The organism is Streptococcus oralis, assembly GCF_026782085.1.
Classification (GTDB): Bacteria; Bacillota; Bacilli; order Lactobacillales; family Streptococcaceae; genus Streptococcus; species Streptococcus oralis_DA.
Genome location: NZ_JAKUVW010000005.1, coordinates 1 through 13492 on the forward strand (window position 1 = coordinate 1; position 13492 = coordinate 13492).

At 41.2% G+C, this 13492-nt stretch carries 20 protein-coding genes, 1 tRNA gene and 1 other RNA gene; 21 read left to right on the forward strand and 1 reads right to left on the reverse strand.

All coding sequences use genetic code 11. The features are described from left to right. The first annotated feature begins 34 nt into the window (after window positions 1–34). From MK395_RS08505 to MK395_RS08555, 11 genes are all read left to right on the forward strand, one after another. Window positions 35–108 (forward strand) — tRNA-Asn (locus MK395_RS08505). A gap of 208 nt (window positions 109–316) precedes the next feature. Then, window positions 317–553, forward strand: a complete 237-nt coding sequence (gene comW / locus MK395_RS08510; RefSeq protein WP_268711680.1) for a sigma(X)-activator ComW — start codon at window positions 317–319, stop codon at window positions 551–553. Window positions 554–794: 241 nt separating this feature from the next. Further along, a complete protein-coding gene (locus MK395_RS08515; RefSeq protein WP_268711681.1) occupies window positions 795–2081 on the forward strand; it encodes an adenylosuccinate synthase in 1287 nt (428 codons plus the stop codon). A gap of 200 nt (window positions 2082–2281) precedes the next feature. After that, window positions 2282–2749 carry a tRNA adenosine(34) deaminase TadA gene (tadA, locus tag MK395_RS08520; protein ID WP_000386706.1) on the forward strand — a complete coding sequence of 156 codons (468 nt, stop codon included), beginning with the start codon at window positions 2282–2284 and terminating at the stop codon, window positions 2747–2749. A 32-nt stretch (window positions 2750–2781) separates the two neighbouring features. Further along, an RNA gene (ffs, locus tag MK395_RS08525) (signal recognition particle sRNA small type) lies at window positions 2782–2875 on the forward strand. A gap of 59 nt (window positions 2876–2934) precedes the next feature. Then, complete coding sequence (locus MK395_RS08530) at window positions 2935–3378, forward strand: dUTP diphosphatase (protein WP_049549869.1); 444 nt, start codon at window positions 2935–2937, stop codon at window positions 3376–3378. 9 nt (window positions 3379–3387) lie between these two features. After that, entirely contained in the window at window positions 3388–3855 is a 468-nt protein-coding gene (locus MK395_RS08535; RefSeq protein ID WP_000796429.1) for a cysteine hydrolase family protein, read from the forward strand. A 20-nt stretch (window positions 3856–3875) separates the two neighbouring features. Then, entirely contained in the window at window positions 3876–5213 is a 1338-nt protein-coding gene (gene radA / locus MK395_RS08540) for a DNA repair protein RadA (RefSeq protein ID WP_239665089.1), read from the forward strand. 72 nt (window positions 5214–5285) lie between these two features. Next, window positions 5286–5780 (forward strand): beta-class carbonic anhydrase, encoded by a 495-nt coding sequence (locus MK395_RS08545; protein WP_025171793.1) that lies wholly within the window; start codon window positions 5286–5288, stop codon window positions 5778–5780. Between the two features lie 213 nt (window positions 5781–5993). Beyond that, window positions 5994–6962 carry a ribose-phosphate diphosphokinase gene (locus MK395_RS08550; protein ID WP_000010174.1) on the forward strand — a complete coding sequence of 323 codons (969 nt, stop codon included), beginning with the start codon at window positions 5994–5996 and terminating at the stop codon, window positions 6960–6962. A gap of 119 nt (window positions 6963–7081) precedes the next feature. Next, window positions 7082–7519, forward strand: coding sequence for a CoA-binding protein (locus MK395_RS08555; protein ID WP_000076504.1), 438 nt, complete (start codon window positions 7082–7084; stop codon window positions 7517–7519). 29 nt (window positions 7520–7548) lie between these two features. Here MK395_RS08555 and MK395_RS08560 read toward each other — a convergent pair whose 3' ends face one another. Beyond that, window positions 7549–8559, reverse strand: coding sequence for a YeiH family protein (locus MK395_RS08560; protein WP_000009147.1), 1011 nt, complete (start codon window positions 8557–8559; stop codon window positions 7549–7551). A gap of 151 nt (window positions 8560–8710) precedes the next feature. Here MK395_RS08560 and MK395_RS08565 point away from each other — a divergent pair, with 151 nt between their 5' ends. From MK395_RS08565 to MK395_RS08610, 10 genes are all read left to right on the forward strand, one after another. Beyond that, window positions 8711–9880, forward strand: coding sequence for a pyridoxal phosphate-dependent aminotransferase (locus tag MK395_RS08565; protein WP_000366330.1), 1170 nt, complete (start codon window positions 8711–8713; stop codon window positions 9878–9880). Beyond that, on the forward strand, window positions 9877–10647 hold the full coding sequence (gene recO / locus MK395_RS08570) for a DNA repair protein RecO (RefSeq protein ID WP_000616143.1): 771 nt from the start codon (window positions 9877–9879) through the stop codon (window positions 10645–10647). Before MK395_RS08565 ends, recO begins: the two co-directional genes overlap by 4 nt. After that, complete coding sequence (gene plsX, locus MK395_RS08575) at window positions 10644–11636, forward strand: phosphate acyltransferase PlsX (protein WP_268711682.1); 993 nt, start codon at window positions 10644–10646, stop codon at window positions 11634–11636. The genes recO and plsX overlap by 4 nt, the downstream gene beginning before the upstream one ends. A 5-nt stretch (window positions 11637–11641) precedes the next feature. Then, a complete protein-coding gene (locus tag MK395_RS08580) occupies window positions 11642–11878 on the forward strand; it encodes an acyl carrier protein (protein ID WP_045593788.1) in 237 nt (78 codons plus the stop codon). 318 nt (window positions 11879–12196) lie between these two features. Then, window positions 12197–12340: a class IIb bacteriocin, lactobin A/cerein 7B family gene (locus tag MK395_RS08585; protein ID WP_000180838.1), complete on the forward strand. Its 144-nt coding sequence runs from the start codon at window positions 12197–12199 to the stop codon at window positions 12338–12340. Window positions 12341–12356: 16 nt separating this feature from the next. Then, on the forward strand, window positions 12357–12506 hold the full coding sequence (locus MK395_RS08590) for a class IIb bacteriocin, lactobin A/cerein 7B family (protein ID WP_001052546.1): 150 nt from the start codon (window positions 12357–12359) through the stop codon (window positions 12504–12506). 12 nt (window positions 12507–12518) lie between these two features. After that, on the forward strand, window positions 12519–12695 hold the full coding sequence (locus MK395_RS08595) for a hypothetical protein (protein ID WP_000793177.1): 177 nt from the start codon (window positions 12519–12521) through the stop codon (window positions 12693–12695). A 149-nt stretch (window positions 12696–12844) separates the two neighbouring features. Beyond that, a complete protein-coding gene (locus MK395_RS08600) occupies window positions 12845–13000 on the forward strand; it encodes a hypothetical protein (protein WP_000661692.1) in 156 nt (51 codons plus the stop codon). 24 nt (window positions 13001–13024) lie between these two features. After that, complete coding sequence (locus MK395_RS08605; protein ID WP_001081404.1) at window positions 13025–13246, forward strand: hypothetical protein; 222 nt, start codon at window positions 13025–13027, stop codon at window positions 13244–13246. A 37-nt stretch (window positions 13247–13283) separates the two neighbouring features. Next, on the forward strand, window positions 13284–13472 hold the full coding sequence (locus tag MK395_RS08610) for a hypothetical protein (RefSeq protein WP_000722236.1): 189 nt from the start codon (window positions 13284–13286) through the stop codon (window positions 13470–13472). Window positions 13473–13492 lie beyond the last annotated feature (20 nt).

Here is a 13492-nt window from a genome sequence, read left to right on the forward strand (position 1 = left end):
CCCCCTGTGAGATATGGAAGTCGCTTAGCTTTTATCCGCCATAGCTCAGTTGGTAGTAGCGCATGACTGTTAATCATGATGTCGTAGGTTCGAGTCCTACTGGCGGAGTATAGATTGAAACGTTCAATTGAGCGTTTTTTTATTTATAAATATAGTGGATTGTTGAAATTTCAAATTTTAATTTTTAAATCTGTAATTACCTCTTTATTTTATTTTCAGTTCGTTTAGCTTTAAATTCTTCTTTTATAGGATTTGAAGCTTTTTTAGTTCTTTTTTTTGTTAGACTAGTGTTACTAATAAGAAAGGGAATTTTTATATGATTCAAAAATTTTATGATCGAGCATTTGTCTTTTTGAAACTAGTTGAACAAGAATATGCCTCTTTAGGCCAGAGTTGTTCAGAGTGGGAATCACTTCATCTTCGTTTTTTACTATATTACTTAATCCGATTTAAAATAAAAAGTGATAGGGACTTTTCACTATATCACTTTAAAACAGCTTATCGTCTATATCTAGATAAATTCCTGCAAGGTGGTACAACTATTATCCAATAGGAAGCATCTATATCATAATTACGAACGATAGTTGTAGCTAGTTTTTAAAAAATATAGAATTAGCTTATAATCAAAGGCTTTTGTATTTAGAAATGAAAGAATTTCCAAATCTTTTCTACTGTTTCTTCTTGATAAAATAGTGTTTTTTTCTTATAATAAACTGTAAGATATAATTGCGGGTGAAATTCCTGCCATGTATATGAGAAAGGACGAGCTCCTAGTAGCTCAGACGAATTTTATTATGACTTCAGTTGTTGTTGTAGGTACCCAATGGGGTGATGAAGGTAAAGGGAAAATTACTGATTTTCTTTCTGCTAATGCAGAGGTAATTGCTCGTTATCAAGGTGGTGATAATGCTGGTCACACGATTGTGATTGATGGTAAGAAATTTAAGTTGCACTTGATTCCATCTGGAATTTTCTTTCCTGAAAAAATCTCTGTTATTGGGAATGGGATGGTTGTAAACCCTAAATCTCTAGTAAAAGAGTTGACTTATCTTCATGAAGAAGGTGTGACAACTGATAACTTGCGTATTTCTGATCGTGCGCATGTTATTTTGCCTTATCACATTGAGTTGGATCGCTTGCAGGAAGAAGCTAAGGGAGTTAACAAGATTGGGACTACAATTAAAGGGATTGGTCCAGCCTATATGGATAAGGCAGCCCGTGTAGGTATCCGTATTGCAGATCTTTTGGATAAGGATATTTTCCGTGAACGCTTGGAACGCAATCTTGCGGAAAAGAATCGTCTGTTTGAAAAATTGTATGACAGTACTCCTATTTCAATTGATGATATTTTTGAAGAGTATTATGAATATGGTCAACAAATCAAGAAGTATGTGACAGATACGTCTGTTATCTTGAATGATGCGCTTGATAATGGCAAACGTGTGCTGTTTGAAGGTGCGCAAGGTGTTATGCTAGATATCGACCAAGGTACGTATCCATTTGTTACGTCGTCAAACCCTGTCGCTGGTGGTGTGACGATTGGGTCTGGTGTTGGTCCAAGTAAGATTGACAAGGTTGTAGGTGTCTGTAAAGCCTACACAAGTCGTGTAGGAGATGGACCGTTCCCAACTGAATTATTTGATGAAGTGGGAGATCGCATCCGTGAAGTAGGTCATGAATATGGTACAACAACTGGTCGTCCACGTCGTGTGGGTTGGTTTGACTCAGTTGTGATGCGTCACAGCCGCCGTGTATCTGGGATTACCAATCTTTCATTGAACTCTATAGATGTTTTGAGTGGTTTGGATACTGTGAAAATCTGTGTCGCCTATGTTCTTGATGGTCAACGTATTGATTACTATCCTGCTAGTCTTGAGCAGTTGAAACGTTGTAAGCCAATCTACGAGGAATTGCCAGGTTGGTCAGAAGACATCACTGGAGTCCGTAATTTGGAAGACCTTCCTGAGAATGCACGCAACTATGTTCGTCGTGTAAGCGAGTTGGTTGGTGTTCGTATCTCAACTTTCTCAGTAGGACCTGGTCGTGAACAAACTAATATTTTAGAAAGTGTTTGGTCATAGGAGATTTTTAAGATTAGTTTAAGACAGGTTGGGTATACTATAGACAGTTACAAGAAGACCTCCTAACTTGTTGTAACAAATATCCTAAACTTTTCTTTTTCATAATAATCTCCCTATTAAGTCACCGCATTCGGTGGCTTTTTTTGTGTTGAGAATCATGATATAATAATAAAATCGACAAGTAGGAAAAGGGAAAAGAGATGGATTATACGCTTGAAGAAAAAGAAGTCTTTATGAGGGAGGCTTTGAGAGAAGCTGAGATTGCCTTAGAACACGATGAAATTCCAATTGGTTGTGTGATTGTCAAGGATGGAGAAATCATTGGTAGGGGGCATAATGCGCGCGAGGAGTTGCAACGGGCGGTCATGCATGCGGAAATCATGGCCATAGAGAATGCGAACCTGAGTGAGGAGAGCTGGCGCTTGCTGGATTGCACGCTTTTTGTGACCATTGAGCCTTGTGTCATGTGTAGTGGGGCGATTGGACTCGCCCGTATTCCAAACGTGGTCTATGGGGCTAAAAACCAGAAATTTGGCGCCGCTGGGAGTTTGTATGATATCTTGACAGATGAGCGTCTCAACCATCGTGTAGAGGTTGAAACGGGAATTTTGGAAGATGAATGCGCAACTATTATGCAAGACTTTTTTAGAAATAGACGGAAAAAATAATTTTTCTTTTAAAATGAATAGGAATGTGATATAATAAATAGTGGAGCAACAGTTCTGCGTGAAGCGGGTCAGGGGAGGAATCCAGCAGCCCTAAGCGATTTGAATTGTGTGCTCTTTTTTCGTGCTTTTTTCGAATAAATAAGATAAAATAGCCTAGAATAAATGATAATAGAAAAGAGAAAAATATGAAAATTCGTGGTTTTGAATTGGTTTCGAGTTTTACAGATGAAAATTTATTGCCCAAGCGTGAGACAGCTCATGCAGCTGGCTATGACTTAAAGGTTGCCGTGCGTACGGTGATCGCGCCAGGAGAGATTGTCTTAGTTCCGACAGGGGTTAAGGCTTATATGCAACCAACTGAGGTCCTCTACCTTTATGATCGCTCTTCAAACCCTCGTAAAAAGGGCTTGGTTTTAATTAACTCAGTTGGGGTTATTGATGGGGATTATTATGGCAATCCCGGGAATGAGGGACATATCTTTGCGCAGATGAAAAATATTACGGACCAGGAAGTAGTTCTTGAAGTTGGGGAACGTGTGGTTCAGGCTGTCTTTGCTCCATTTTTGATCGCAGACGGAGATGAGGCAGACGGCGTGCGGATGGGTGGATTTGGGTCAACAGGGAAATAGAGGAATAAAATGGCAGACTATTTATTAGTTGTAGACATGCAGTCAGATTATGTTGCTGTAGGAAAAGCATATCATGAAGAACTGACTGCAGCTGTAAATGACAAAATTGCTGCTTATCCCAGTGACCGAGTTATCTATATTCTCAATCGTTTTTTCTGGGAGAGAAAAGATAGAAAGAAGAAATTTGCGACCGGCTTGCTCCTTGTATCTTCTCGTATCTTTGAGAAGCGTCGGGCTTCTTGCTTTACTAATCCAGATTTAAAAGATTTTTTAGAGGGAAACGGTGCTAAAAGCATAGAGTTTATAGGGGTAGATGGCAATGGCTGTGTTAAGGCTTCCGTTTTGGCAGCTGTCAAGGAGAATTATCAGGTTTCTGTCGATTTGTCTGCTGTCGGAGTTGTCAACCAGAAGAAATTTCAAAATACATTGTATAAGTGGCGCTCTATAGGAGTTGCAGTAGAAGGAGAATCATCATAGCTAAAAAAAAATCAACTTTTATTTGTCAAAATTGTGAATATAATTCACCTAAGTATCTAGGGCGTTGTCCTAACTGTGGGTCTTGGTCTTCTTTTGTAGAAGAGGTTGAGGTTGCCGAGGTCAAGAATGCACGAGTGTCCTTGACAGGTGAAAAAACCAAGCCTATGAAACTGGCTGAGGTGACTTCCATCAATGTCAATCGAACCAAGACGGATATGGAGGAATTCAACCGTGTGCTTGGAGGCGGAGTGGTACCGGGGAGTCTCGTTCTTATCGGTGGGGATCCAGGAATCGGGAAATCAACCCTTCTCCTACAAGTTTCAACGCAGCTGTCACAAGTGGGTACGGTTCTCTATGTCAGTGGGGAGGAGTCTGCCCAGCAGATTAAGTTACGGGCAGAGCGCTTGGGTGATATTGATAGTGAGTTTTATCTCTATGCAGAGACCAATATGCAGAGTGTTCGATCTGAGGTGGAGCGCATCCAACCAGATTTTCTCATCATCGACTCTATCCAGACGATTATGTCTCCTGAGATTTCAGGGGTGCAGGGGTCTGTGTCTCAGGTGCGTGAGGTGACCGCTGAGCTTATGCAGCTGGCTAAGACCAATAACATTGCCATCTTTATCGTAGGGCATGTGACCAAGGAAGGGACCTTGGCGGGTCCGCGTATGTTGGAGCATATGGTAGATACAGTGCTTTACTTTGAAGGGGAACGTCACCATACCTTTCGTATCTTGAGAGCAGTCAAAAACCGTTTTGGTTCCACTAATGAGATTGGCATCTTTGAGATGCAGTCGGGTGGATTGGTTGAGGTGCTCAATCCGAGTCAAGTTTTCCTAGAGGAGCGTTTGGATGGGGCTACTGGCTCGTCAATCGTTGTGACCATGGAAGGGACCCGTCCGATTTTGGCGGAGGTTCAGGCTTTGGTAACACCAACCATGTTTGGAAATGCTAAACGTACGACGACTGGACTTGATTTCAATCGTGCAAGTCTGATTATGGCTGTTTTGGAAAAACGAGCAGGGCTTCTCTTGCAAAACCAGGATGCCTATCTCAAATCTGCTGGTGGTGTAAAATTGGATGAGCCTGCCATTGACTTGGCTGTTGCAGTGGCTATTGCCTCTAGTTACAAGGACAAGCCTACCAATCCTCAGGAATGTTTTGTGGGTGAACTGGGCTTGACCGGAGAAATTCGGCGCGTGAATCGCATCGAACAACGCATCAATGAAGCGGAAAAATTGGGCTTTACCAAGATTTATGTACCCAAGAATTCCTTGACAGGAATCACTCCACCCAAGGAAATTGAAGTCATTGGTGTGACGACTATTCAGGAAGTTTTGAAAAAGGTCTTTGCATAATCCGTGACAAATCCTCTTAAAAATGATAAGATAGGAGAAATATTTGATTATCAAATTTTTGAGGAGGGAATCGTGTCGTATTTTGAACAGTTTATGCAAGCCAATCAGGCTTATGTTGCCCTACATGGGCAGTTAAATCTGCCACTTAAACCCAAAACCAGAGTAGCTATCGTGACCTGTATGGACTCACGTCTACACGTTGCGCAAGCTCTAGGTTTGGCCCTTGGGGATGCTCATATCTTGCGGAATGCGGGTGGTCGAGTAACTGAGGACATGATTCGTTCACTGGTGATTTCCCAGCAACAAATGGGGACAAGAGAAATCGTGGTGCTTCACCATACAGACTGTGGAGCTCAAACCTTTCAAAATGAAAGTTTTCATGAATATTTGAAACACGAGCTCGGAGTTGATGTATCTAATCAAGATTTTTTACCATTCCAGGATGTTGAAGAGAGTGTGAGAGAGGATATGCAATTGCTTAGAGAGTCTCCACTGATTCCTGATGATGTGGTTATTTCAGGTGCTGTCTATGATGTGGATACAGGAAGTATGAGAGAAGTATACTAACTTTGTCTCGAAAAAATCTCACCCTAGCATAAAATCGATTGTTAAAATGTAGAATTTTTAGTTTTAATATAGCTAATATAAAATAGCATAAAACAAGGGTATAAATGTTTACTCTTGTTTTATTTTTGATTGAAAAATAAAGGAAAAAGCGCTACAATGGTAGATGGAAAATGTTGTGTAAAAACAAGTGATACATAAATACCGGAGGAAATCATGTCTTTTTCTGATTTAAAGCTGTTTGCCCTTTCTTCTAATAGAGAATTGGCAGAGCGTGTGGCGCAAGAAATTGGGATAGAGTTGGGGAAATCGACTGTTCGCCAATTTTCAGATGGGGAGATTCAGGTCAACATTGAAGAATCAATCCGTGGAAAACACGTCTTTATCCTACAATCAACTAGTTCACCTGTAAATGATAATTTACTTGAAATTTTGATTATGGTGGACGCATTGAAGCGCGCCAGTGCAGAATCTGTCAATGTTGTTATGCCTTACTATGGCTATGCACGTCAGGATAGAAAAGCGCGCGCGCGTGAGCCAATCACAGCAAAACTCGTTGCAAACATGCTAGAAGTTGCTGGAGTGGATCGTTTGTTGACGATTGATTTGCACGCTGCACAGATTCAGGGATTCTTTGATATTCCTGTAGATCACTTGATGGGTGCTCCATTGATTGCGGACTACTTTGAACGTCGTGGCATGGTTGGCTCTGACTACGTGGTTGTCAGCCCAGACCATGGTGGGGTGACTCGTGCTCGTAAATTGGCAGAGTTTTTGAAAACTCCGATTGCGATTATTGACAAACGCCGTAGTGTAGACAAGATGAATACCAGTGAAGTTATGAACATCATTGGTAAGGTAGAAGGTAAGACTTGTATCTTGATTGACGATATGATCGATACAGCTGGAACTATTTGTCATGCGGCGGATGCTCTTGCTGAAGCAGGTGCTGTTGAAGTTTATGCAAGCTGTACGCACCCAGTTCTTTCAGGGCCAGCTATGGACAATATCCAAAAATCAGCTATTAAGAAATTGGTTGTTTTGGATACCATCTACCTACCAGAAGAGCGTTTGATTGATAAGATTGAACAAATTTCGATTGCTCATCTTCTAGGCGATGCTATTATCCGTATCCACGAAAAACGTCCTCTTTCTCCTCTATTTTGTATTGAGAAAAAGATTTAATCTTTCACTTGAAGTAGACAGAACTCCTAGCAGGTTTCTTTTCTTGCTAGGAGATTTTTATAGTCAAAATCTGCAAGCCTTTTCAAAATATGCTATACTGAGAAAAAAGGAGGATTTCTATGAGTCAAGAATTTATCAATCCAAGTGATGGTGTGGTACGTCAGTATCTTGCAACCAGTAAAACGTTAGCGGTAGTAGGCTTGTCCGATCGTGAAGAAACAACTAGCAATCGAGTGACTAAGGAAATGCAGGCTCGGGGCTATAAAATCATTCCAGTCAATCCCAAGGCTGCAGGTGGGGAAATTTTGGGAGAGAAGGCTTATGCGAGTCTAGCTGAGATTCCTTTTCCTGTGGACATTGTCAATGTATACCGACGGAGCGAGTTTTTACCAGATGTGGCGCGTGATTTTCTCAAGGCAGATGCCAAGATTTTCTGGGCGCAATTAGGACTTGAAAATCTAGAAGCGGAAGAAATCTTACGTGCTGGAGGATGCGATGACATCGTGATGAATCGCTGTATTAAGAGAGAACATACTCGCTTAATTCTTGAGCAATAAAAAGGTAGCCTACTGGCTACCTTTTTGTATTATAAAGTACCAATCAATGCTTGCATGCCAAGACTGGTAAGGATGATGGCAATCCAGCAAAGGGCTCCAAGAAGAATGGATTTACCGCTGGATTTGACCATGGCTACTAGATTGGTTTTGAGACCGATGGCACTCATGGCCATGATGATAAGGAATTTGGAGAGTTGTTTGAGAGGGGTGAAGAAGCTACTAGACACGCCGAGAGAGGTGAGAAGAGTCGTTAAGAGAGAGGCTAGGATGAAATAAAGGATAAAAAGTGGGAAGACTTTTTTTAGTTGGAAACCCTGGCTATTTTTTTGTTGGCGACTTTGCCAGTAGGAGAGAAAGAGCGTGATGGGGATAATAGCCAGAGTTCGTGTGAGTTTAACAATGGTTGCAGACTCAAGGGTATTGGTTTGGTAAAGACTGTCCCAGGCACTGGCGGTAGCCGTTACAGAAGAAGTATCGTTGACTGCAGTTCCTGCAAAGAGGGCAAAACCTTCATTGGATAGGTGAAGCCAGGTTCCTAGCGTTGGAAAGATAAGTGCTGCTAAGACATTGAAGAAAAAGATAACGGAGATGGCTTGGGCGACTTCTTTTTCCTTGGCATGGATAACGGGTGCTGTTGCAGCAATGGCAGAACCACCACAGATAGAAGAACCCACTCCAATCAAGGTAGCCAGTTTCGTGTCTAGCGCAAAGAAACGCTGGAAGAGGTAGGCAACGATTAAGGAAATCGAAATGGTGGAAAGGATGACGGGGAGTGAAGTTTGTCCAACTGCAAAGACTTGCGAGATATTGAGACCAAAACCGAGTAAGATAACGGCATACTGGAGCAATTTCTTGGAACTAAAGGCCAAACCTGCGTCTAGTTGTTTGTAGGGTGAGAGCCAGGGGTGGAGGAGCATTCCAGCAAAAATTGCAAAGACAGGTGCACCCACGACGGGGAAAAATCCTCCCAGGCACCAAGATACGATAGAAATGAGAAGGCAGGCCAAGATTCCTGCTCCATTTTTTGATAAAAATGACATATAAACCTCCGAAAATAAGCACTTATTATTATAGTCCTGTCGAGAAGAAAAGTAAAACAGAAAGTGAAAAATGTGGGTTTCAGATGGATTTTGCGGTCAGGGAGCTTTTGTAGTATAATAGTACTATGTTCTGTAAGCAAGGGGGATATCTATGGACTTAACCAAACGCTTTAATAAACAGTTAGACAAGATTCAAGTTTCCTTGATTCGCCAGTTTGACCAGGCAATTTCAGAGATTCCTGGGGTCTTGCGTTTGACCTTGGGGGAACCTGATTTTACAACGCCAGATCATATCAAGGAGGCAGCCAAGCGAGCCATTGACCAGAACCAATCCTACTATACAGGGATGAGCGGTTTACTGACCTTGCGCCAGGCTGCTAGCGACTTTGTAAAAGAAAAATACCAGCTAGATTATAATCCTGAAAATGAAATTTTGGTTACAATTGGGGCGACAGAGGCTTTATCTGCTACTTTGACGGCTATTTTGGAAGAGGGGGACAAGGTGCTCTTGCCAGCTCCTGCCTACCCAGGATATGAGCCGATTGTCAATCTAGTTGGGGCAGAGATTGTCGAGATTGATACAACTGAAAATGGTTTTGTCTTGACTCCTGAGATGTTGGAAAAGGCCATTTTGGAGCAAGGGGACAAGCTCAAAGCAGTTATTCTCAACTATCCAGCCAATCCGACAGGTATTACCTATAGTCGGGAGCAGTTGGAAGCCTTGGCAGACGTTTTACGCAAGTATGAGATTTTTGTTGTCTGTGATGAGGTTTACTCAGAATTAACCTATACAGGGGAAAATCATGTATCATTGGGAACTATGCTGAGAGACCAGGCTATTATTATTAATGGCTTATCTAAATCGCATGCTATGACAGGTTGGCGTTTAGGCTTTATCTTTGCTCCTGCAGCTTTCACAGCTCAGTTAATCAAGAGTCACCAATATTTGGTTACTGCCGCAAATACCATGGCGCAACATGCTGCGGTGGAGGCCTTGACGGCTGGTAAAAACGACGCAGAGCCTATGAAGAAGGAATACATCCAGCGTCGAGATTATATCATCGAGAAGATGACTACGCTTGGTTTTGAGATTACCAAACCAGATGGGGCCTTCTATATCTTTGCTAAGATTCCAGCGGGCTACAATCAAGATTCCTTTGCTTTTCTGAAGGATTTTGCTCAGAAGAAGGCCGTTGCCTTTATCCCTGGTGCCGCCTTTGGGCGTTACGGAGAAGGCTATGTGCGCCTGTCCTATGCAGCCAGCATGGAAACGATCAGAGAGGCCATGAAACGACTTGAGGAGTACATGAGAGAAGCATGATTCAGTCTATCACGAGTCAAGGCTTGGTGCTCTACAATCGTAACTTTCGTGAAGATGACAAGCTAGTCAAGATCTTTACCGAGCAGGCGGGCAAGCGCATGTTTTTCGTCAAACACGCTGGCCAGTCCAAACTAGCTCCGGTTATTCAGCCCTTGGTGTTGGCACGATTTCTCTTGCGAATCAATGATGATGGGCTTAGCTACATTGAGGACTATCACGAGGTGATGACCTTTCCCAAGATTAATAGTGATCTCTTTGTCATGGCCTATGCAACCTATGTGGCTGCCCTTGCAGATGCTAGTTTGCAGGATAATCAGCAGGATGCTCCCTTGTTTGCTTTCTTGAGGAAGACTCTGGAGTTGATGGAAGCAGGGATAGATTATCAGGTTTTAACCAATATTTTTGAAATTCAAATCTTGACTCGATTTGGAATCAGCCTTAATTTTAATGAGTGTGTCTTTTGCCATCGGGTCGGTCAGGCCTTTGACTTTTCTTTCAAATATGGAGCCTGCCTCTGCCCAGAGCATTATCATGAGGATGAGAGACGTTGTCATCTAAATCCCAATATCCCTTATCTGCTCAATCAATTTCAAGCCATTGATTTTGAAACCTTGGAGACCATTTCGCTTAAGGCCGAAATCAAGCAAGAGCTACGCAAGTTTATGGATCAACTCTACGAAGAGTACGTTGGGATTCACCTAAAATCAAAGAAATTTATCGATTCCCTAGCAGACTGGGGACAATTACTAAAAGAGGAAAACAAATGAAAAAAATCGCAGTAGATGCTATGGGGGGCGATTACGCACCTCAAGCCATCGTTGAGGGTGTCAATCAAGCCCTTGCTGACTTTTCAGATATTGAGATTCAACTCTATGGAGATGAAAGCAAGATCAAGCAATATCTAACAGCGACAGAGCGCGTTAGCATTATCCATACGGATGAGAAAATTAACTCAGACGATGAGCCGACAAAAGCTATCCGTAAGAAGAAAAATGCCAGCATGGTATTGGCAGCTAAGGCTGTTAAAGAGGGAGAAGCAGACGCTGTCCTCTCTGCTGGTAACACAGGTGCCTTGTTGGCTGCAGGATTCTTCATTGTGGGTCGTATCAAGAATATCGATCGTCCAGGACTCATGTCTACCTTGCCGACCATCGATGGGAAAGGCTTTGATATGCTAGATCTCGGTGCCAATGCAGAAAATACAGCCCATCATCTGCACCAATACGCTGTTTTAGGTTCCTTCTATGCGAAAAATGTTCGTGGGATTTCGAAACCACGTGTTGGTTTGCTCAACAATGGAACAGAAAGCAGCAAGGGCGACCCGCTTCGTAAGGAAACTTACGAATTGCTAGTAGCTGATGAAAGTTTGAACTTTATCGGAAACGTGGAAGCGCGTGATCTGATGAATGGCGTTGCGGATGTTGTCGTGACAGATGGTTTCACGGGAAACGCTGTTCTCAAATCCATTGAAGGGACAGCCATGGGAATTATGGGCTTGCTCAAGACAGCTATTACAGGTGGTGGTCTTCGAGCGAAGCTAGGTGCTCTACTTCTCAAGGATAGTCTTAAGGGGTTGAAGACACAGCTCAACTATTCAGATGTTGGAGGAGCAGTCTTGTTTGGCGTCAAGGCGCCAGTTGTAAAAACTCATGGCTCAAGTGATGCTAAGGCTGTGTACAGTACGATTCGTCAGATTCGTACTATGCTAGAAACAGACGTAGTTGCTCAAACTGCGCGTGAATTTTCAGGAGAATAAAAAAGATGACAGAAAAAGAAATTTTTGACCGTATTGTAACCATTATCCAAGAGAGACAGGGAGAAGACTTTGACGTAACAGAAGCCTTAAGTTTGAAAGACGATCTAGATGCGGACTCAGTGGATTTGATGGAGTTTGTCTTGACACTAGAAGATGAATTTGGTATCGAAATCACTGATGAGGAAATCGATCAACTTCAAAGTGTAGCGGATGTAGTAGCAATTATTAAAGATAAAAAATAGCCAAAAGCAACATGCAAGTCATGTTGTTTTTTTATTTGCGGAAAAAAGAGAAACTTTTAGTAGAAATTGCGAATAAAGAGATGAGAAAGAAAAAGGAGGAACGTTTATGTATGTGACCGGTTTTTATCCGTGGTTTATTAAGTGGTTTTTAAAATAAAAATGAATGAATTGTTCATTTTCGAATTGTTTTTCGAATAGATAAGTGAGAAGAAAAGAAAGGAGAGAAGAAAATGATTTCAGTAATTTACCCAATCTGGCTATTTAAGTGGCTTAGAGGTTAAAGATTAGATATATAGAAAAATATAGAGGAGAAGAAAGATGACAAACTTTGACAACATGGAACAGAACTTTGTAGCTCTTACAGAAGAAGAGTTGACGGATGTGAATGGGGGGTCGGTTACCGCTGTAGTTGTAGGAGGTGTCTTACTAATTGGTGGTATTGCTTGGGGCTATTTTATGTAATAATAAGGAGAGAAAAATGAATTTAAATAAATGGACAGAATTGACAGAAGAAGAATTGATGAATACAGAAGGTGGCTTAATTACCATAGCCATGATTGCTGGAGGAGTAGCAATTTTCCTTGGTGGTCGATTAATTGGTCAAGATTTAAAACGTAAATTTGGATAAAAGTAGAATTGTATGAAAAATCTAAAAAATGTAATGGGAGCAGTTCTAATTATTTTTGGAGTGCTTTGCATATTGGGAGATTTAAATGTAATCACCTTTAATGTTGAAAAATATTTCCAAACAGAATTAGTTGTTCCGATCCTTATTTTGATGATGAGTTACTTGGATTTAGCTAAAGACAAGGTTTAAAGAGAACTATTTTTAGTGTATGGCAACTGCTATTGAATAGTCATCTTTTAGTTATTATCAATGAAATAAGAACTAATTTAGGAATAGTAGGGATTTTGGTTGGAGTAGCTATTGGATTAGCCAGTATTATTTAAAAAGGAGAGAGAAAAATGAAAGAAATGGATAAAAAATTTGATATCATGACAGAAGAAGATTTGGCTCTTACTGAAGGAGGCTTCATTGTCACTACTTCCACAGCAATAGCTTGGGGTGTATTAGGAGTAGCTGCTTATATGTATGGGCGTTATCTAGGAAGTAGACGTTAATCTAAATATAGAAGGAAATTAACTATGAATCGTAACCTAAATCTCAATACACTCTTACCTAAATTAGCTACTGTAATTCCTTTGTCGGCTATAGCTCTCAATCTCGCGCTTCATCTGATTCGTACAGGTTCATTAGTATCCTTTGATTGGCAATGGACTGTAGTTGGTTTGCTTGCTTCGAGCTATTTTGGTATTTTTTGTAAGGATTTGACGAAAAATAATCAAAACTATAAAAGATCAATCTGAATGAAAAGGATTTTGTGCATGTAAATAGGAGTCTGCTATGAAAAAAATCTTATTAGGATTTGCTGAGGGGTATTTTGTCGTATCGATTATTCTTTATATCGCAACGTATTTGATTATGAAAAATCCGATCAATACTCTGTTTTATCCAGAAACCTATCCAATTCTGCTTGGTCTGTTTTATCTAGGATACAAGTACAAAACAAAAGAAAGTACGAGTGGGAATTGATGGACCATCAGATTGGAGTT

Coding starts and splice junctions, on each gene's coding strand:
- MK395_RS08535 (WP_000796429.1), top strand. CDS start 3,388: ATGGCAGACTATTTATTAGTTGTAGACATGCAGTCAGATTATGTTGCT.
- MK395_RS08530 (WP_049549869.1), top strand. CDS start 2,935: ATGAAAATTCGTGGTTTTGAATTGGTTTCGAGTTTTACAGATGAAAAT.
- MK395_RS08580 (WP_045593788.1), top strand. CDS start 11,642: ATGACAGAAAAAGAAATTTTTGACCGTATTGTAACCATTATCCAAGAG.
- MK395_RS08560 (WP_000009147.1), bottom strand. CDS start 8,559: ATGTCATTTTTATCAAAAAATGGAGCAGGAATCTTGGCCTGCCTTCTC.
- MK395_RS08600 (WP_000661692.1), top strand. CDS start 12,845: ATGAAAGAAATGGATAAAAAATTTGATATCATGACAGAAGAAGATTTG.
- MK395_RS08550 (WP_000010174.1), top strand. CDS start 5,994: ATGTCTTTTTCTGATTTAAAGCTGTTTGCCCTTTCTTCTAATAGAGAA.
- MK395_RS08610 (WP_000722236.1), top strand. CDS start 13,284: ATGAAAAAAATCTTATTAGGATTTGCTGAGGGGTATTTTGTCGTATCG.
- MK395_RS08565 (WP_000366330.1), top strand. CDS start 8,711: ATGGACTTAACCAAACGCTTTAATAAACAGTTAGACAAGATTCAAGTT.
- recO (WP_000616143.1), top strand. CDS start 9,877: ATGATTCAGTCTATCACGAGTCAAGGCTTGGTGCTCTACAATCGTAAC.
- MK395_RS08595 (WP_000793177.1), top strand. CDS start 12,519: ATGAAAAATCTAAAAAATGTAATGGGAGCAGTTCTAATTATTTTTGGA.
- MK395_RS08585 (WP_000180838.1), top strand. CDS start 12,197: ATGACAAACTTTGACAACATGGAACAGAACTTTGTAGCTCTTACAGAA.
- tadA (WP_000386706.1), top strand. CDS start 2,282: ATGGATTATACGCTTGAAGAAAAAGAAGTCTTTATGAGGGAGGCTTTG.
- MK395_RS08590 (WP_001052546.1), top strand. CDS start 12,357: ATGAATTTAAATAAATGGACAGAATTGACAGAAGAAGAATTGATGAAT.
- MK395_RS08605 (WP_001081404.1), top strand. CDS start 13,025: ATGAATCGTAACCTAAATCTCAATACACTCTTACCTAAATTAGCTACT.
- MK395_RS08555 (WP_000076504.1), top strand. CDS start 7,082: ATGAGTCAAGAATTTATCAATCCAAGTGATGGTGTGGTACGTCAGTAT.
- MK395_RS08515 (WP_268711681.1), top strand. CDS start 795: ATGACTTCAGTTGTTGTTGTAGGTACCCAATGGGGTGATGAAGGTAAA.
- comW (WP_268711680.1), top strand. CDS start 317: ATGATTCAAAAATTTTATGATCGAGCATTTGTCTTTTTGAAACTAGTT.
- plsX (WP_268711682.1), top strand. CDS start 10,644: ATGAAAAAAATCGCAGTAGATGCTATGGGGGGCGATTACGCACCTCAA.